Origin of the sequence: Nitratidesulfovibrio sp. (assembly GCF_040373385.1) — a bacterium.
Taxonomy (GTDB): Bacteria; Desulfobacterota; Desulfovibrionia; order Desulfovibrionales; family Desulfovibrionaceae; genus Cupidesulfovibrio.
The window spans coordinates 1-19,439 of the sequence record NZ_JBDXXH010000009.1; the positions used below are offsets into that span (position 1 = coordinate 1).

Below are 19,439 nucleotides of genomic sequence, written 5' to 3' on the forward strand. Positions count from 1 at the left end.
CTTACCATTTCGTACCATTTGAAAAGTTTTGAAGGATGGAGAGGGGGTACGGGGGCGAGGAAGGAAACTTTTTCAAAAGTTTCCTTCCTCTCCCCCGGTTCATCTTTCCTTCTTTTACTCTTCGCCGTCCACCACTTCGCGTTCGTCGATGCGGTCGAAGCCGACGACGAGGGCGCCTTCGTCCAGGCGCACCAGGCGCACGCCCTGGGTGGCGCGGCCCACGCTGCGCACGTCGTCGAGGCCCATGCGCAGGATCTTGTTGGTGGAGGTAAGCAGCACCAGGGCGTCGTCGTCGCGCACGGGCATGGCGCCGATGACGTCACCGGTCTTGGGGGTAACCTTGAAGTTCTTCACCCCCACGCCGCCGCGCGACTGCACGCGGTACAGGTCTGCCTTGGTGCGCTTGCCGAAGCCGTTGGCCGAAACGGACATGATCATGGAGGTGGTGTCTTCCTCTGCCAGGATGACGCCGGCCACCACGCGGTCCTTGTTGCGCAGGGCGATACCCTTGACCCCGGTGGCGCTGCGGCCCATGGGCCGGACGTCCTCGCACTGGAAGCGGATGGCCATGCCGTCGTTGGTGGTGAGCACGATGTGGCAGTTTTCGTCCACCTCGCGCACCATGATCAGTTCATCCTCGGGGCGCAGGCCCACGGCGATGAGACCGGTCTTGCGGCACTTGGCGTACAGCGAGGCGCTGGAGCGCTTGACCATGCCGCGCCGGGTGACGAACAGGAAGTACCTGTCCTCGGCGAACTCGCGCACGGTGAGCACGTTGGTGACCAACTCGTCCTTGTCCAGTTGGACAAGGTTGGCGATGTGCACGCCCTTGGCCGTACGGCTGCCTTCCGGCACGCGGTGCACCTTGATCTGGTGCATGCGGCCATGGTTGGTGAACAGCAGCAGGTACTGGTGGTTGGTGGTGGTCAGGAAGTCCTGCACGAAGTCGTCTTCGGACGTGTGCACCCCGGCAATGCCCTTACCGCCACGGCGCTGCTGCTGGTAGTTGTCCAGCGTGGTGCGCTTGATGTAGCCGCGGCGCGACAGGGTGATGACCACGTCCTCGTCGGGGATCAGGTCCTCGATGTCGATGCCGTCCAGCTCTTCTTCCAGCACCTCGGTGCGGCGCTTGGTGGCAAAGGTGTCGCGCAGTTCGCCTATCTCCTCGCGGATGACCGAGCGCAGCACCTCGGGGTTTTCCAGCACCGACTTGAAGAATTCGATCTTCTTCAGCAGCTCGTTGTATTCCTCGATCAACTTTTCATGTTCGAGGTTGGTCAGGCGCTGGAGGCGCATGTCCAGGATGGCCTGGGCCTGGGCCTCGGACAGCTCGAAGCGGCCCATCAACGCATCCTTGGCGTCCTGCGGCGTCTTGGACGCGCGGATCAGGGCGACCACCTCGTCGATGTTGTCGAGGGCGATGCGCAGGCCTTCCAGGATGTGGGCGCGCGCCTCTGCCTTGCGCAGGTCGTACCGGGTGCGGCGGATGATCACCTCGCGCCGATGCTCGAGGAAGATTTCCAGCGCCTGCTTCAGGTTCAGCAGCTGCGGGCGGTTGCCCACCACGGCCAGCATGTTGATGCCGAACGAGCTTTCCAGCGGCGTGTACTTGTACAGCGCGTTGACCACGATGTCGGGGATGGTGCCGCGCTTGAGGTCGATGACCACGCGGATGCCCTTGCGGTCCGATTCGTCGCGCAGGTCGGCCACGCCGTCGATCTTGCGCTCGTTGACCAGCGCCGCGATCTTTTCCACCAGGCTCGACTTGTTGAGCGCGAAGGGAATCTCGCGGATAACAATGGCTTGCAGGCCCTTCTTGCGCTCTTCGATCTCCACCTTACCGCGCACCTTCACGGTGCCGCGCCCGGTGGTGTAGGCGTCGTACAGGCCCTGCCCGGCGTAGACGAAGCCCGCCGTGGGGAAGTCCGGACCCTTCACATGGTCCATCAGGTCTTCCACGGTGCAGCCCGGCTCGTCCACGATGTGCAGCAGGGCGCCGCACAGCTCGCCCAGGTTGTGGGGCGGAATGTTGGTGGCCATGCCCACCGCGATGCCCGACGAACCGTTCAGCAGCAGGTTCGGCACCTTGGTGGGCAGCACCGAAGGCTCGAGCAGGGTGTTGTCGTAGTTGGGCCTGAAGTCCACCGTCTCCTTGTCGATGTCGGCAAGGAATTCGCCCGCCAGGCGGGACATGCGCACTTCGGTGTATCGCATGGCCGCTGCGGCGTCGCCGTCGATGGAGCCGAAGTTGCCCTGCCCGTCCACCAAAGGATCGCGCATGGAGAAATCCTGCGCCATGCGGACCAGGGCGTCGTACACGGCGGAATCGCCGTGCGGGTGGTACTTACCGATGACGTCACCGACCACGCGCGCCGACTTCTTGGGCGGGCGGGTGTAGCCGTTGCCCAACTCGTGCTGGGCGAACATGATGCGCCGGTGCACCGGCTTCAGGCCGTCGCGCGCATCCGGGATGGCACGGCCGATGATCACGCTCAGGGAGTACTCGAGGTACGACTTCCTGAGCTCCTTTTCTATGCTGACCTGTTGCGACACTGGCTTGCCTCGCTTCTCGATGGGCTGTCACTATTGCGGCCATGCCCGGAGAGAACAGATTTTTACTGAGCCTCCGGCGGTCTGACGACAACCATGGAGGGGAGATGTTTTTTACGCCTCCGGCGGGCAGGGGGCTTGCCCCCTGCACCCCCTCAATAGGGAGAATAACCACCCCGATAAAAAGTTTGGGGGGGAGGGGTCCGGGGAGGGAGACCCTTTCCAAAGGGTCCCCTCCCCGGCACTCGCCAAACTCTTCTAGATATCCAAATCCTGCACGGACAGGGCGTTGCGTTCGATGAACTCGCGGCGGGGTTCCACCCGGTCACCCATGAGTTGTTCGAAGGCCTCGCTGGCTTCTTCGGCGTCGTCCACGTTGACGCGGAGCAGGGTGCGGTTTTCCGGGTTCATGGTGGTTACCCACAGCTGTTCCGGGTTCATTTCGCCCAGGCCCTTGTAGCGCTGGATGTTGATGCCCTTGCGGGCCTCGTCCAGCACCAGCCGGAACAGGTCGAAGATGTCCTCGGCCTCACTGGTTTCGCCCTTGCGGTCCACGGTGCAGCGCAGGCTGCCGCAGCGGGTGCGGATGTCGGCCAGGGCGTCCCAGGCCTGACGGTACATCTTGGAGTGGAAGAACTCGGCCCCCACGCGGGTGCGGTGGCCGTTGGTGTCTTCGAAGACCACGAAGGTGCGGCTGTCCTCGTCGGTGTCCTCGTGCTCTGCGGACACGGTGTATCCCCGCTCGGCCAGCCACTGGCGCAGGCCGTTGGGATCTTCTTCGGTGAACCACTGGGGTTCGATGCGGGTCTGGTACTCGATGAAGGCCAGGAACAGTTCGCGGGCGATGCCGATGTTTTCCACGTCGCGCACCTTGCCGGAAACGAGTTCGATGGTCTTCATGAGCGAGACGATGTCCGGCCCGGTGAAGGCGCAGCCCGATTCGGTGCGGATGATGATGTCGTTGCTGATGCGTTCCAGCAGGAAAGCGTTCAGCTCCGGATCGTCCTTGATGAACTTTTCGAAGCGGCTGCTGTGCACCCGGTACAGGGGCGGCTGGGCGATGTACAGATGGCCCCGGTCGATGAGTTCCTGGTACTGCCGGAAGAAGAAGGTCAGCAGCAGGGTGCGAATGTGCGCGCCATCCACGTCGGCGTCGGTCATGATGACGACCTTGTGGTAGCGCAGCTTGTCGTAATCGGTGTCGTCCTCGCCTATCCCCGCGCCCATGGCGGTGATGAGGGCCTTCACTTCCTTGTTGGCCAGCATCTTGTCGAAGCGGGTGCGCTCGGTGTTCAGGATCTTGCCGCGCAGCGGCAGGATGGCCTGGGTGGAGGGGTCGCGGCCCTGCTTGGCCGAACCGCCTGCGGAGTCACCTTCGACGATGAACAGTTCCGATTCCGCCGGGTCCTTGGACTGGCAGTCGGCCAGCTTGCCGGGCAGCGAGTTGTCGGACAGGGCGCCCTTGCGGCGCACCAGTTCCTTGGCGCGGCGGGCGGCGTCGCGGGCGCGGGCGGCGTCCACGGCCTTGTCGATGATCAGCCGGGCGTCCTTGGGGTTTTCGCCAAAGTGCACGTTCAGCTTGTCGTACACGATGCCGGCCACCAGCCCCGCGATTTCGCTGTTACCCAGCTTGGTCTTGGTCTGGCCTTCGAACTGGGGCTGCGGCAGCTTGACGGAAACCACGGAGGTCAGGCCCTCGCGCACGTCGTCGCCGGAAAGCACGGTGCCCTTCATCTTCTTGACCAGGTCGGGCTGGCCCTTGATGTAGCCGTTGATGGCGCGGGTAAGCGCCGTCTTGAACCCGGCAAGGTGGGTGCCGCCTTCCTTGGTGCGGATATTGTTGGCGAAGGTGAGCACGTTTTCCTTGTAGCCCGCGTTGTACTGCAACGCGAAGTCCACGGTAACCCCGTCGGTCACCCCTTCCCCGTCGATGATGGGGTGGATGCCGCTTTCGCCGGAATTCAGGTCGCGCACGAACTGGCGGATGCCGCCGTCGGCCCGGAACACGTGGGTTTCCGCGCTGCGCTCGTCGGTGAATTCTATTTCAAGGCCCTTGTTGAGGTACGACAGTTCCTCGAACCGCTTGCGCAGCGTCTCGTACGAGTACTGCACGGTCTCGAAGATTTCCTCGTCAGGCTTGAAGTGCACCGTGGTGCCGTGGTTGGCCGATTCGCCCAGGAAATCCAGCTGCCCCTGCACCGCACCGCGCGCGAAACGCATGCGGTGGCGCTTGCCGTCGCGGCGCACGGTCACTTCCAGCCACTCGGAAAGGGCGTTGACGCAGCTCACGCCAACGCCGTGCAGCCCGCCCGACACCTTGTAGGCGTCGTTGTCGAACTTGCCGCCCGCGTGCAGCTTGGTCATGACGACCTCGACTGCGGGCTTGCCCTCCTTGGGGTGCAAATCGACCGGGATGCCGCGGCCGTTGTCGCTGACGGTCACGCTGTTGTCGAGGTGCAACTTGACCACGATGCGCGTGCAGTAGCCCGCCATGGCCTCGTCGATGGAGTTGTCCACCACCTCGTACACAAGGTGGTGCAGGCCCCGCGCATCGGTGGACCCGATGTACATGGCGGGGCGCTTGCGGACGGCAGCCAGACCCTCGAGGATCGTGATGCTGTCTGCGGTATAGGTCTGTCCCGTGGGAGTGGTCATCTTTGGGAGTGTCTCCAACTTACGGATTTTCAGCGTTCAAGGCTTGGGGGTGAGGCTTTTTTTACGCCTCCGGCGGGCAGGGCACCCCGCAAAAGGTATCTTTGTCCAAACGCACACGGCGCACATGGCACCGGAAAACGGACTACCTATCAAACCCATTCAGGGGGTGCAGGGGGCTTTGCCAGCTCTGCTATCGCCATCCGTAAGGTTCGCGCTTCGCGCTTACCTAACGGCTGCCGTCCTGCCCGCCGGAGGCACACAAAAACCGTACCTTCCGACGGGGCGCGCCCCACGCAAGAGAGGGTTATACCTCTTCTTCGCTATAGTAGGTTTCTTCCACGATCTTCATGGGCATGATGATCACGGTGTATTCGCTGTCGTCGCTGCCGCTGAGCCCGCAGGGGCCTTCGCTTCCGGTCAGGGTCAGCCCCAGCCGTTCCGAGCGGTAGTGGCCCATGATTTCGATCAGGTTGCGGGTAGGGAAGGCGATTTTCTTGATGTCGCCGCTGTAGGTGGCTTCCAGGGTTTCGGTGGCCGAGCCCACGTCCTGGCCCTGGGCGGACAGCATCACCTCGCCGTTGCCGCCGTTGCCGTCCAGATCGAAGTAAGTGCAGCGGTTGGAGTCGGTATTGAAGATCAGCAGGCGGTCCAGGGCATCCATGGCGTCCTTGCGGGGCAGTTCCAGCCTGGACACCGAATCGGACGACAGCTTGGCCAGGAAGTTCATGTAATCGGGGTACTGGTAGTACGACAGGGGCAGGCTGAAGGTTTCCTTGCCGTCGCCGGTGCGGAAGTGCAGGCGCTTTTCGGAGATGTTCAGTTCCACCTCGTCGGTACCCAGCCACTTCTTGAGCTCGCCCAGGTACTTCTTCTGGATCAGGATGCCTTCGGGCGGCAGCATGGCCATGAGCTCGTCATGGGCGAAGCGCAGCATGGCGAACTGGTGGCCGTTCAGGCCGCAGGCCTCGATGGTGTTCTGGGCGCCGGGCTTCAGGGACAGGCAAGCGATGGCTTCCACCGCGTCCTCGTCGCTGATGCAGAAGGCGATGCGGTCGATGAGTTCCTGCAGATAGTCGCCGGACCACATCACCGAGCCGTCGGCGGGGAATTCAGAAAAGTTCTGGAACCACACCGGGTCGTTCACCGGCAGCTTGTACTTGCGGCGGCCCTGCTCGATGAGCAGGTTGCCGCTTTCGCCGTCCAGCTTGAGGGTGATCTGGCCGCCGGGCAGTTTGCGGAGCAGGTCCACGAAGGCGCGACCCTGCACGCCTGCCAGACCCGGCTGTTCGATGTCGGCGGCGTAGGCGCCCCGAAACTCGATGTTCGAGTCGGTGGCCAGCACGCTGAGAGAACCGTTCTCGGCCTTCAGCCAGATGGAGCGCAGATAGGCCGCGCCCGTCTTGGCGGGAATGATGCTGGCGGCCTTCTGCAGGCCTTCGATGACATCTTCCTTCTGTATTCTCAGAAACATATCTGGATCTCCTGTTGTAGTAGCAGGGCCTGTGTCCAGGTGCGCAACCGGTTCAACATGTGGAAATGAATTGGAATTTCCGGGAACATCACAATGCACCGCGAGGGAACCGAAGGAACAGCCGAAAGGGGGTCGGGCTCATTCGGCCCGAGTTAGGCACTTTCTTTTGAGGTCGGTTACCAAAAGTTGCATATCTTTGTCACTTTGCTGTAATTGCTTGATTTTTCGTACCGCGTACATGGCGGTGGAGTGGTCCTTGCCGCCGAACACCCGGCCCAGGGCCGGAAAGGAGCTGCCCAGCAATTCCCGGCACAGGAACATGGCCACCTGGCGGGCCTGCACGATGTGCTGCTGCCGCTTGTCACCCACTATGTCGCGGGCAGGGATGCCGAACTGTTCCGCCGTGGCGGCGATGACCGCCTCTGGCGTCAGGCTGTTGCCCTTGCCGCTGTCGGTGTGGCGCAGGATCTGTTCCAGTTCGCGGTCCTGGATATCGCGGTTGACCAGCTGCCGATACGCCCCGACCTTGACCAGGATGCCTTGCAGGTGGCGAAATTCGCGAAACCGCTGGGCCAGGGTCAGCGCGTGTTCCTTGGAAAGCTGGATATTGCGCGAGCGGCTTTGCTGCTGGATGAACTTCAGCCGCACGTCAAGGTCCGGTTCGCGCAGTTCGACGATCAGCCCCCATTCCAGGCGCGAGCGCAGCTTGGGTGACAGGAAGTCCAGGTCGGTCAGCTTGCCCGAGCAGGCGAAGACCATCTGCTTGCCGTTGTCGTGGAAGTGGTCGAAGGCAAAGGTCAGCTCGTCCTGCAGAAAGGGCAGGTCGCGCAGGCGTTGCAGGTCGTCCACCACCAGCACCTCGTGGGTGCACAGGCGGCTGCGGGCCTGCTGGCGTTCCTGCGCTGCGGCCGCGCCCGTGGCGGAAAGGCCTTCGAAGCGGGTGCCCAGTTCGTCCACCGCGCCGCAGAATATGGCGTTTTCATCGCGCGATCGGCTCAGTTCGTTGGCAATGGCGCGAAGAAGGTGGGTCTTGCCGTTGCCGTTGCCGCCGCAGATCACGAAGGGGTTGTAGGCCCTGTCGCGCGTGTCGCGGCCATCGCGGGCCACTTCCTTGGCCGAGGCCACGGGGAACTGGTTCTTGCGGTTGCTCAGGAAGCTGTCGAACGTGAACCGCGCGCCGAAGGGGTAGTCCAGTTGGCGGGCCGCCTGGGGTGCCGGTCCACCCTGGGGCGGGCCGCCGTTGCCCGAGGAATAGCGCAGCACGTAGCCGTCGCCCAGAAACTCGCGCAGCCGCGATTCAAAGGTGACCTGCGCCGTGGCCGAAAACCACTGGGCAAAGAACGGGTGCGGAAACTGGACCTCCAGCCGCTTGTCGTTCGTGCTCAGGGTGATGGCCAGCGGGTCGTACCACTGGCGCAGATCCTGCTCCTGGCAGGTCTGCTGAAGGTGTTGGCGCAGGGCTTTTTTCAGCACGGGCGGTGGATCGGTCCTGTGTGAACCCGGCCTAGCCGGGCATTGCGGGTGCGGGGAACGCGGGCCGGGTACGTGTATCGACGGTGCGCGCCGTTGCCTTGCATCTCCAGAGCCTGCGCCGCCGCAAGGCCACCCGGAGAGGGGGTGCGGAAGCAGCGCGGACCGGGGTGGAGGAGTACGGCGAATTGCCGTGGCCCAAGTGCGCATCATTATCATATTGATCGAATCGGAACAAGGCCGGGTGATGGTCCGGACGCGGTCGGTCGGCGGAACGGCATCACCGGCCCGCCGGGTGCGGATTTGCGCCGGGAAGGCTGGCGCCGGGCCGCTTTCTGGCCCACCCCTGTGCCGTGCGCTTTCGCGCGCGGGGTGCTTGGAGCGGCGCAGGAGCAGGCTGTGGGCGTTGTTGCGTGTGGTGCTCCGTTCGCGAACCGGTGGGCACGGCGTGCGCACATGTCGGTTTTATCGCGCCACGGCACCCGCTGGGGCCGCGAGAGGGCCGTTCCGCATCTCGGTCCGGCCAGCTCCGGTTTCGCGCGGCAGGGGCCATTTGTGCAACGATGTGCAGAATCAGTCGGCTGTCTGGACAATTCCCCACGGCGCGGCTAGGGTTGTCCCGTACCTTTCGGTTGGACCCGCCCGCTTGCAGAGGGCGCGCCCCCATTGCCTTCCCGGCCACACGTGCACGGCAAGGCACCCCCCGTGGGCGCTCCCGGTGGCCACCCTGGCCCAGCCACGATCAGCCAGGCGAGTGCCCTCTCCGGTCTTTTCTGTTTCTCGGACCGGGCCACGCGGCGCGGGGCCGCCCCATCACCGAAGCGCAGACCGCACCGGCCCACTCCGGGCGGCATGACAGCCAGCACCGGCTTGTTTTGTCACCCCGGCCGTTTTTCCGGTCTGCCCCATCGCACGAGGTTTCATGCCGTTGCCTTCCGCCAAGCGTTCCGGAATCGTCCTCCTGATCATCCTGCTGCTGGTCGCTGCGCCGTACGTGCTGCGGCGCGGACAGCAACCCGCCGATACTTCCGCCGACACCACGGCGGTCGACTGCAACGCCACCGCACCCGCCGGGCAACTGCCCCCGGAACTGCGCCCCGGACAGCACGCTGACGGCGCCGCGAACGGCCAGCCCGAGGTGGTGGAGGGGGTTGTCTCTTCCGGCGACACGGCGGGCAAAATATTGCAGGAATGGTTGTCCTCGGTGGACGTGCACACCATGGTCGCCGCCTGCGAGAAGGTCTATTCGCTGGCCCGCCTGCGCGCGGGGCAGCCGTACACGGTGGTGGCCAACGCCAGCATGGGCGGTCTGGAGCGTTTCGAGTACGAGATCGACAACGCGCAGAAGCTCATCGTCAGCAAGACGGACGATTCCTTTGCCGCACGGGTGGAACCCATCCAGTACGACGTGGACGTGGTCCGGGTCGAAGGCACCATCGAAGCCAACCTGTTCCAGTCCGTGGCCGACGCGGGCGAATCGCCCACCCTGGCCATCCGCCTTGCCGACATCTTCGGCTGGGAGGTGGACTTCATCCGCGACATCCGCGAGGGCGACAGCTTCACCGTGCTGGTGGAAAAACGCTTCCGCGACGGCGAATTCAAGGGCTACGGGCGCGTGCTGGCCGCCATCTTCACCAATCAGGACCAGACCCATCGCGCCTACCTGTTCCACGACGACCTCGGCATTCCGCAGTACTACAACCCGGAAGGCGCCTCCATGCGGCGTTCGTTCCTGAAGGCCCCGCTGTCGTTCACCCGTATTTCCAGCGGGTACACCATGACCCGCAAGCACCCCATCTTCAGCGACGTGAGGCCCCATCAGGGCGTGGACTACGCCGCCCCAACCGGTACGCCGGTCAAGGCCGTGGGCAACGCGGTGGTGGCATCCGCCGGGTGGGGTAACGGGTACGGCAACCTGATCATCCTGCGCCACGCCAACGGCTACGAAAGTTACTACGGCCACCTTTCCGGCTTCGCGCGCGGGGTGCGCAAGGGCGCCACGGTGAAGCAGGGCGACGTGATCGGCTACGTGGGTGCCACGGGCTGGGCCACCGGGCCGCACCTGGACTTCCGCCTGAAGAAGGACGGCAAGTTCATCAACCCCACCAAGAACATCAGCCCCCGCTCCGAACCCGTGGCCCGCAAGCTGCTGCCCGACTTCCGCCGTCAGATGGACGCCATTCGCCCGTATCTGGACGGCGAGGGGGACATTGCCACCCTGGATGTGCAGAACTTGCCCAGCATCTAGATTTTACTGCATATAATTACGCACACGGCGCGTCGTTCCCTGCGGGGGGGCGGCGCGCCGTTGCGTTGCGGGGATGGGCAAGCCATCGGCAAGCCGCCGGTTGGCGGTACAGCCATGGGCGTGCCGTATTCCTTGCGTGCGGGGCTTTTCCGGGGGGCGGGCAGCGGGATGGTGTCCGTGCGGCAAGTGACCGATGCGTGTCGGTGGGGATTGCCTGTGTTTGGGGCGCCGGAGGCACTGTTCATGATGTGCGTTTCGCGTGAAACATATTGAAAATATGGAGCAAACAGCGAACAGGTGGGCCTGTGATCGCTGGTGCCGATGTGGTGATGGATTGAGCCGTACTCGGCAGATACCCGGCCTGCTGGTGACAGCGAATGTGCGCAAGCGTGTCACCACGCTGGAATACAAGGCATATTTTGGGAACATCCGGCAACGGGGCACACGGCACGGCGGCACCGCCAGGCGTTGGGGTGGTCATCCGGCCTGTTTGCCAGCAGTGTCGGTAGTAGGGCAGCTGGGCCCTGCGGCGGCTGGGTGGGTCAGGATGCCGAAGAGGATTTTCCGTCAGGTGCCCCGGGCAGGGCACAGGCGAAATTGCGTTGCGCGGGCAGGCGGAAGGGAGGCCGCAGCACCGGCGCCCCCGTTGCCGTGGCGATGGACGCCAGCATGCCCCGAAAGATGCGCCCGTGCACCGGAAGCAGGGCATACCAGTACGCCAGCCCGGCCAGCCCGCGGGGCAGGAACCATGACTGCATCCACAACTCGGTGGCTTGGGCACCCGTGGGCGTTGCCCCGGCATCGTCGCCGTGTTCCGCATCGGAAACCGGGCGCACCACGAATTCCAGCAGGGCGTCGCCGGGTACCTTCATTTCCGCCAGTAGCAGCAGGCGCTTGCCGGGCTGCACGTCCAGCACCCGCCAGAAGTCCAGCGCATCGCCCGTGCGCAGGGTTTCCGGGTCGCGCCTGCCGCGCCGCAGTCCCGGCCCACCGACCAGGGTGTCCAGCAGCCCGCGCAGCCGCCACAGCGTGTTGTCCTGATACCAGCCGGTATCACCGCCGATGCGCTCCACGGGTTTCCACACGTCTTCCGGGGTCGCCGCCAGCCGCACCCCCCAGCCATCCCCCAGCAGATGACCGCCCGCGTACTCCGCATCGCCGCAGGCCACCCATTCCGGAACGGCGGGACTGCCCGCGTCGGTCCAGCGGGTGGGCACCGCGTGGGTGCGCAACCGGTCAAGGGCACGACGGATGGCCTCGTCGCAGGGCAGCAGGTCTTGCGGAATGATGTCGCGGATGCGCGTTTCGCCGCACACCACCCGTTGGCGCAGCCCGTGGATGAGCGGCCGGGCCAGCGCCACCGGCACCGGGGTGACCAGATGCAGCCAGTGGGCGGAAAGTTCCGGTGTCAGGAAGGGCACGGGGATGATCAGCCGACGGCGCAGGCCCGCCTCGCGGGCGTAGATGTCGAACAGTTCCCGGTAACTTGGTATGTCCGGCCCGCCGATGTCGTAGGCCTGCCCTGCCGTTTCGGGATGGTCCAGACAACCGGCAAGGTATTCCAGCACGTTGCTGATGGCTATGGGCTGGCACTGCATGTGGACCCAGCGCGGGGTGATCATGACCGGCAGCCGGTCCACCAGATAGCGGATGATCTCGAACGAGGCGCTGCCGGAGCCGATGATTTGCGCCGCGCGCAACACGGTAAGCGGTGCGTCGGCAAGGGCCAGTATCTCGCCCACCTCCGCGCGGGAGCGCAGGTGCTCGGACACGCGGCTGGCCCCGTGCTCTTCCTTTCCCGTTTCCGGGGGCAGCAGCCCGCTCAGGTAGATGACCCTCGGCAGCACGTCTTGCACCCCGCGCAGCGATTGCAGAGCCCGCACCATGCAGTAGGCCGCCTTGCGGTCGGCATCGGCAAAGGCGGCAACGGCGGGGTTCATGGAATGCACCAGGTAGAACACTGCGTTGCACCCGCGCAGGGCCTCGCGCAGGGATGGCTCGTCCAGCATGTCGCCGCGCACGATGTCGCAGCCGGGGTGGGTCGTCCATGGGCGCCCCGCCAGCTTGGCCGGGTTGCGGGCCAGCGCGCGGACGTGCCAGCCGCGTTCCAGCAGCAGGGGGGCCAGGCGCCCACCCACGTACCCCGTGGCCCCGGTAATCAGCACGGTGCCCCGTTTGGAAGTGGTGTGGGGTGCGGGCGCAGCGCCGGAACCGGCGGCCCCGGCATGTTCCGGCCCCGGATGCCCGCCCGAAGGCGTGCCGGACCATGAATCGGTGGCGGAAGCGCCCTGCGTGGGCGTGGTGTTTGCGGGCATGGGGCATCCTTGCCGCTGATGGGCAACTGGTGGGCGGAGTTTTCGCAGTCTGCCCGCATGGTGCCGTACCCCGGCAGGACTGTCAAAGCCGCAAGCCGTTTCCCTGCACTGTTCCCTCAGTGCGCCCGCAGCGTTGCCGTGCCCTGAAATCGAAAAGGGAGGAAACGCCCGTGGCGTTCCCTCCCTCGCGGATGCGTGCGCTGTGCTGCGCGGCTATTCGAAGCGGCTCACGCCGGTGATGACCACCATGTCCGCCGGGGCGTCGGTGTGGATGCCCTGGGGCTTGATTTTCAGCTTCTGGATCTTGTCCACGGTGTCCATGCCCTCGATGACTTGGCCGAACACGCAGTACCCCCAACCTTCGGCGGTTTCTTCGGTGTGGTCGAGGTCGGCGTTGTCCACGGTGTTGAGGAAGAACTGGGCCGCGGCGCTGTGCGGATCCGCCGTGCGGGCCATGGCGATGGTGCCGCGCAGGTTCTTGAGGCCGTTGTTCGCCTCGTTGCGCACCGGGGCGTTGGTGGGCTTTTCTTCCATGCGCACGGAAAGGCCGCCGCCCTGGATCATGAAGTCCTTGATGACCCGGTGGAAGATGGTGTTCTTGTAGAAGCCCGAATCCACGTAGCCCAAAAAGTTGGCCACGGTGGCGGGGGCCTTTTCGGCGTCGAGTTCGATGAGGATATCGCCGGAAGAAGTTTCCAGCAGAATGACGGGATTGCTCATGGGTGTCTCCTGACGGGGAATGTTGCCCCCTCTTTGCCGTCAACCCGCACGAAACGCAAGGGCCGGACCAGGCACTACCCGGTGCCTGGGGGCGCACCTGCACGCACAAGGAACCGCTCGCGCGTCTTCTTCCCGCTTGCCTGTGTTGTTCCGCGTGGCTACACCATGCTATGGTACCGCCAGCAACCGCCAGCAACCGGCATGCAGCAGGCACCCCCCTGATGCCCCCCTGATGTCCCCCTGATGCCTGCCGGAGCCCGCGCACCCCAACGCAGCACCCAAGGAGCCACCCCATGAAGCTCAGCGTTTCCAACTCACGCGGCAAGGATGCCGCCGACCGCGACTGGTTCATCCCAGAGGACGGGCGCAAGCAGCTGACCCAGCTGTTTGCCAAGCTGCCGAACCCCGTGGTGCTCGACGTGTTCACCGACGGCGATGAAAAGAACGCCTTCAACGGCTACACCCGCCGTTTTGCCGAAGACCTTTCGCTGCTCATCGACAAGATTTCCATGCATCACCACGCGCTGGATTCCGAAGAAGCCAAGCGGCGCGACGTGACCCTGTCGCCCACCCTGTTCGTGGGCACCGGAGAGGCGGACCCGGCGCTGGACTACCGGATTCGCTTCACCGGAGCGCCGCTGGGCGAGGAAGGCCGGGCGCTGGTGGAATCCATCTTTCTGGTGTCGTTGCGCCAGTCGGGCCTTACAGAAACCTCGCGGCGCATCCTGTCCGAACTGAAGGAACCGCGCAGGCCCCGGGTGTTCTCTTCTCCGGGGTGCCCGTACTGCCCCGGCCAGTTCATGCACGCGGCCAAGTGCGCCATAGAGCGGCCCGGCCTGGTGGAGGCGGAATGCGTCAATTCCGACGAATTCCCGGACCTGTCCAAGAAGTTCGGTGTCGGCTCCGTGCCGCACACCCAGTACGACGACACCCACAAGGCCATCGGCCTGATGCCCGAAGAACGCTTCGTGCTGGAAATGGTCACCCTGAAGAACGCGGAAGAGCTGATGCGCGAGCACGGCATGGAACCTGGCACAGGGTTGGGTCACGAAGGGCATGACCATGCTTACGGGGGCCACGGTATGGACCCCGAGGGGCTGGACGTGGTGGAAACCGACATGGTGGTGCTGGGCGCTGGCCCGGCGGGCCTTTCCGCCGCCATCTACGCCGAGCGCAGCGGCATGAAGACCGTGGTGCTGGACAAGTCCGTGGTGGGCGGCCAGGTGACCGTGACCCCGGTGGTGGAAAACTACCCCGGTTTCACCGACATCGCCGGGCTGAAGCTGGTGGAGGTGCTTTCCGCCCATGCCCGCCAGTACGCCACCGTGCGCGAAGGCGAAACGGTGCACGAGGTGAAGATCGGCAAGCTCATCGAGGTGTACACCAACCGCGCCGTGTACCTGTGCAAGGCGCTGGTGTTCGCCACCGGGGCCCAGTGGCGCAAGCTGGACGCGCCGGGCGAGGGCCGCTTTTACGGACGGGGCGTGTCGTACTGCGCCTCGTGCGACGGGTTCATGTACCGGGGCAAGCGGGTGGCCATGATCGGCGGGGGCAATTCCGCCCTGACCGACGCGCTGCACCTGAAGAACCTGGGCGCGGAGGTGACCATCATCCACCGGCGCGACAGCTTCCGGGCCGAGAAGGCCTTGCAGGATTCGCTGGAGCGCGAAGGCATTGCGGTGATCTGGGACACCGTGGTGGAAGAGATACTGGGCGACTCCGTGGCCCCGGTGGATAAGGGGGACGGGGGACAGGAAGGCAAGGACGGGAAGGATGCGGCACCCGGAACCGCCCCGGCAGAGGCGGACACCGGGGTGGTGCGCGGCATCCGCGTGCGCAACGTGAAGACCGATGCAGTCAGCGAACTTCCGTTCGACGGGGTGTTCGTGGCCATCGGGCACATCCCCAATTCCGAACAGGCGGCGGAGCTTGGCGTGGTGCTGGAAAAGGACGGGTCCATCAAGGTGGACCGCCACATGCGCACCAATATCCCGCGCATCTACGCGGCGGGCGACGTGACCGGCGGGGTGCGCCAGATCGTTACCGCTGTTGGCAGCGGGGCCACGGCGGCCTTGGCCGCGTTCGAGGATACCCAGAATCCGTACTGGAAGAAGAAGGGGGAATGAGTGGTGCCCTGATGGGTGCGGCCTCTACGAAGACAGTCCCGCGCGATTGATACCCCCCGATTTCGTTATGCCTCCGGCGGGCAAGGGGCCTGCGCTTTGCGGTCGCCATCCGTAAGACTCGCGCGTTGCGCTCGCCTAACGGCTGCCGCTAAGCGATGGCCCCTTGCATCCCCGCGCTCCGGGGGGCGCTGCCCCCCTGGTCCCCCCAGGTTTTCATGCGCGGCGTCCCTTCGACGGCAGCTTCCCTCGGCCAAAGCGCCTTCGGGTGATCTGCCGCCGGTGACGCCAATGCGCACGAATCTCCCATTGTCTTTATGGCGCATGGGTGCCTTTACCCACACGTCTCCTGCACCGCATTCCTTTCGCCGCCAGCTTCCCTCCGGCGCTGGGCGCCTTCGGGTGATCTGGCGGCGGGAAGAATGCGGTGCAGGAGACGCCGGGGGTCCAGGGGGCGGAGCCACCGGAACGCGGGGGTGCAGGGGGCCGTCGTTACACGGCCCCCTGCCCGCCGGAGGCATAACGAGATCGAGCGTGGGCAGAAGGGCGAACGTGCCTTCGTAGAAGCCGGGTGCAATCGCGCACCACCCCTTTCATTCCCTATCGAGGGGTATCAATTACGCGGGACTGTCTTCGTAGAAGCCGCGCCATCAAGGCGCATCCCCTCCACCTCAGGCGACAGCCCCCTCCCCCCATCACTACCTAGTACGGCAACACCACCCGCCCATACTGCTCGTGCAGCACCTCGGCCATGGCCAGGTAACACGCGCTTGCGCCGCACACGATGCCTTCCCACCCGGCAATGGTGCCGATCAGCTCGCTGCCGGTAAAATCGCGGATGGCCAGCAGGGCGAACAGCACGGTCAGCGACAGGAAGATGAACTTCAGCGTGGTCTTGCCCTTCAGGGTGCCCAGGAACATGAAGAAGGTGAACAGCCCCCACATGGCGAGATAACAGCCCATGTAGGCGTGCGGGGTGGCTTCGGCCCAGCCCAGCTTGGGCATGACAATCAGCCCCACCAGCGTCAGCCAGAAGAATCCGTACGACGTGAACGCCGTGGTACCGAAGGTGTTGCCCTTCCTGAATTCCATGATGCCCGCGATGACCTGCGCGATGCCGCCGTAGAAGATGCCCATGGCGAGGATCATCGAGCTGATGGGAAAGAAGCCCGCGTTGTGGATGTTGAGCAGGATGGTGGTCATCCCGAAGCCCATGAGCCCGAGCGGGGCCGGGTTGGCCAGTTTGGTCTCCATTGTCTTCCTCGTTGCTGCGGATGGGGTGGGTGCGTCGGCGTTGCCGGGCAACTGGCGCAACGCGCGGCCTGCCGGGTTCCGAGGGCACGGAACGGCATGCGGGCGCGGCCATGGCGGAACGCCGACGCGATGGATGCCCGCCTGCCCCTTGCCCCGAATGTGCACGGGATGGGCGCGGCGGTGCGGGCGGCGAACCTGTACCGGTGGAACGGCGATGCGATGCGGCGTGGCGCGGCCGGGGTTGGCGGGTTGGCGGTCCGCACCCTGTGGGGCCGCGTGGTCCGGCTGCCGGGCCGGACCCTGCGAGGGGCTATGGCGCGCTTATGCCCGGATGCGGACAAGCACGCAAGATGCGCGGGAGTGTGCGCTTTCACGGGTCATGGTGCTGCCCGCCGATGTTGCGTCGCCCGTCCGGGGCTTACCGTTCCTGCCCTTCTTGCCGGTCATGCGGCCTGGCCATGCGCAACGGGTCCACCGCCGCGTCAAATGCCGCTCCGTCCAGCAACTGCATTTCCAGGCAGGCCTCGCGCAGGGTGATGCCCCGCGTGTGGGCAAGATGCGCCGCCTGCGCGGCCCGGTCGTAGCCCACAACCGGCGCAAGGGCGGTGACCAGCATCAGCGAACGGCCCACGTGCGCGGCAATGCCCGCCCGGTCGGGCTGCATGCCCGCCACGGCATGGTCCGCGAACGAGCGGCACCCGTCCGCCAGCAGGCGCATGGACGTGAGCACGTTATGGATGATCAGCGGCTTGAACACGTTCAGCTCGAAGTTGCCCTGCGACCCGGCCATGCCCACGGCCACGTCCAGCCCCATGACCTGCACGGCCACCATGGTCAGGGCCTCGCACTGGGTGGGGTTGACCTTGCCGGGCATGATGGACGAGCCGGGCTCGTTTTCCGGCAGGCGCAGTTCACCGATGCCGCAGCGCGGGCCGGACGCCAGCCAGCGCACGTCGTTGGCGATCTTCAGCAGGGCCGTGGCCAGCGCGCGCAGCGCGCCGCTGGTCAGCACCAGCCCGTCGTGGGCGGCCAGCGCGGCAAAGGGGTTGGGCGCGGGCGTAAGCGGCAGGCCGGTCATGTCGGCCAGAAGGGCGATGGCGCGCGGGGCAAAGGCGGGGTGCGCGTTCAGGCCGGTGCCCACGGCGGTGCCGCCAAGGGCCAGACGGCACAGGTGGGGCATGGCCGCGTCCAGCCCTTCCAGACAGGCGTCCAGTTGGGACGCCCAGCCGGACATTTCGTCGCCCAAGGTCAGGGGCACGGCGTCCTGCAAGTGGGTGCGGCCTATTTTCACGATGTCGGCGCAGGCGGTGGCCTTGGCCCGCAGCGCATCGCGCAGGTGGCGCACGGCGGGCAGCAGGTGGTCGCGCAGGGTCAGCGCGGCGGCAAGGTGCATGGCCGCCGGAAAGGCGTCGTTGGATGACTGGCAACGGTTCACGTGGTCATTGGGATGGATTGGGGGCTGGATTGGGGGATGTATTGGGGGATGCACGGGGGGCTGGACGGGGGGCTGCCCGGCAGGCGCAGACTGGACGCCGGACGCAGTTGTTCCCTGCGCCGCTTCCGCCAGCAGTTGCGTGGCCCGGTTGGCCAGCACCTCGTTGACGTTCATGTTGGTCTGGGTGCCGCTGCCGGTCTGCCAGACGGAGAGCGGAAAATGGTCGTCGTGCAGGCCCGCCAGCACCTCGTCGGCGGCGCGGGCGATGGCCTCGGCCATATGCGGCAGGCCCCGTTGACCGGACTGGCCGGGAGGGGGCGACGGCAGCAGGCCCAGGTCGCGGTTGACCAGCGCGGCGGCCTTCTTGATGCGCGTAAGCCCGTACACCACGGCCAGGGGCATGCGGTCGGCCCCGATGCGGAAATTGTCCAGCGAACGCTGGGTTTGCGCGCCCCACAGGCGGTGCTGCTGCACCTCCACAAGGCCCATGCTGTCCCGCTCCAGACGGTGGCCGGGCCGGGGAACGGGCTGGGCGGCGGTGGGCTGTTCGGGCCGATTCGGCTGGCTTGGCTGGTCTGGTTGACCCGGCTGATCTGGCATGTGGGGCATGGCGTCCTCCGTGGGGTGTCATGCGGGGGGGGGCGGGCACGGGGGCGGCGCACACGGCATACCCCGCATCATGTACCCTAGCGCCGCCTGCGCGCCCCTGTCCAGCCCAGCCCGGCCCTGTCCCGTCTGTCCAGCCCGACCGGCCCCGTCCGATGCTCCGTCCGATGTCCGCCAGTCCGGTGAGTCGTCCGGCACGTCGCCCGGAGCGTCACCCCGTGCGTCACCCGATGACTCGTCTGGGGAACAGTCCGGGGAATCGACGGGGCGGTACCGGCCGGGATTGCTCTCCTTCCCGGCCTTGCGCACCGCCTGTGACCGGGGGCAGACCCGCGTCGCCCCGCCGTACCTTGTGCATGCGCAATGCGGTTGCGCGCCCGGCGGGTGTCCCGCCCCCGTGCGTGCGCCGCACCCGGCGGAGTGCGTATTTTCCCCCATTCGCGCGGTTTCCCCTTGCGGAAATGGCCGCATTTGCTTCAATACATACAGTTGCACCGTATCGCAGCCGGGGCGCCCCCTGTGCGCCTTGGCACGGTTGCCCGGCCCGGCGCAGATGCCGGGCCTGCCGTCAGCGACACCTGGTGACGCCAGC

The 19,439-nt window shown here is 65.7% G+C and carries 10 protein-coding genes; 2 read left to right on the plus strand and 8 right to left on the minus strand.

What is annotated here, in order from left to right; translation table 11 throughout:
- Nucleotides 1-114: 114 nt before the first annotated feature.
- The 4 genes from gyrA to ABWO17_RS13975 form a co-directional block, all read right to left on the minus strand.
- Entirely contained in the window at nucleotides 115-2,553 is a 2,439-nt protein-coding gene (gyrA, locus tag ABWO17_RS13960) for a DNA gyrase subunit A (protein ID WP_353119550.1), read from the minus strand.
- Between the two features lie 255 nt (nucleotides 2,554-2,808).
- Nucleotides 2,809-5,205: a DNA topoisomerase (ATP-hydrolyzing) subunit B gene (gene gyrB / locus ABWO17_RS13965; protein ID WP_353119552.1), complete on the minus strand. Its 2,397-nt coding sequence runs from the start codon at nucleotides 5,203-5,205 to the stop codon at nucleotides 2,809-2,811.
- Nucleotides 5,206-5,509: 304 nt separating this feature from the next.
- Nucleotides 5,510-6,676, minus strand: coding sequence for a DNA polymerase III subunit beta (locus ABWO17_RS13970; protein ID WP_353119554.1), 1,167 nt, complete (start codon nucleotides 6,674-6,676; stop codon nucleotides 5,510-5,512).
- Nucleotides 6,677-6,814: 138 nt separating this feature from the next.
- The gene (locus ABWO17_RS13975) at nucleotides 6,815-8,149 is read right to left on the minus strand and encodes a DnaA ATPase domain-containing protein (RefSeq protein ID WP_353119556.1); all 1,335 of its coding nucleotides are present in this window, start codon (nucleotides 8,147-8,149) and stop codon (nucleotides 6,815-6,817) included.
- Between the two features lie 919 nt (nucleotides 8,150-9,068).
- On the opposite strand from ABWO17_RS13975, the gene ABWO17_RS13980 reads away from it, so the two are divergent.
- Nucleotides 9,069-10,394, plus strand: coding sequence for a M23 family metallopeptidase (locus tag ABWO17_RS13980; RefSeq protein WP_353119558.1), 1,326 nt, complete (start codon nucleotides 9,069-9,071; stop codon nucleotides 10,392-10,394).
- Between the two features lie 542 nt (nucleotides 10,395-10,936).
- Here ABWO17_RS13980 and ABWO17_RS13985 read toward each other — a convergent pair.
- Both ABWO17_RS13985 and ABWO17_RS13990 read right to left on the minus strand, forming a co-directional pair.
- Nucleotides 10,937-12,709 (minus strand): SDR family oxidoreductase, encoded by a 1,773-nt coding sequence (locus tag ABWO17_RS13985; protein ID WP_353119560.1) that lies wholly within the window; start codon nucleotides 12,707-12,709, stop codon nucleotides 10,937-10,939.
- A gap of 213 nt (nucleotides 12,710-12,922) precedes the next feature.
- The gene (locus ABWO17_RS13990; RefSeq protein WP_353119562.1) at nucleotides 12,923-13,429 is read right to left on the minus strand and encodes a peptidylprolyl isomerase; all 507 of its coding nucleotides are present in this window, start codon (nucleotides 13,427-13,429) and stop codon (nucleotides 12,923-12,925) included.
- Nucleotides 13,430-13,722: 293 nt separating this feature from the next.
- Here ABWO17_RS13990 and ABWO17_RS13995 point away from each other — a divergent pair, with 293 nt between their 5' ends.
- Nucleotides 13,723-15,555, plus strand: coding sequence for an FAD-dependent oxidoreductase (locus ABWO17_RS13995; protein ID WP_353119564.1), 1,833 nt, complete (start codon nucleotides 13,723-13,725; stop codon nucleotides 15,553-15,555).
- A gap of 699 nt (nucleotides 15,556-16,254) precedes the next feature.
- Here ABWO17_RS13995 and satP read toward each other — a convergent pair.
- Both satP and ABWO17_RS14005 read right to left on the minus strand, forming a co-directional pair.
- Complete coding sequence (gene satP, locus ABWO17_RS14000; protein WP_353119566.1) at nucleotides 16,255-16,806, minus strand: acetate uptake transporter; 552 nt, start codon at nucleotides 16,804-16,806, stop codon at nucleotides 16,255-16,257.
- Nucleotides 16,807-17,224: 418 nt separating this feature from the next.
- A complete protein-coding gene (locus ABWO17_RS14005; protein ID WP_353119822.1) occupies nucleotides 17,225-18,730 on the minus strand; it encodes a class II fumarate hydratase in 1,506 nt (501 codons plus the stop codon).
- Between the last annotated feature and the right edge of the window lie 709 nt (nucleotides 18,731-19,439).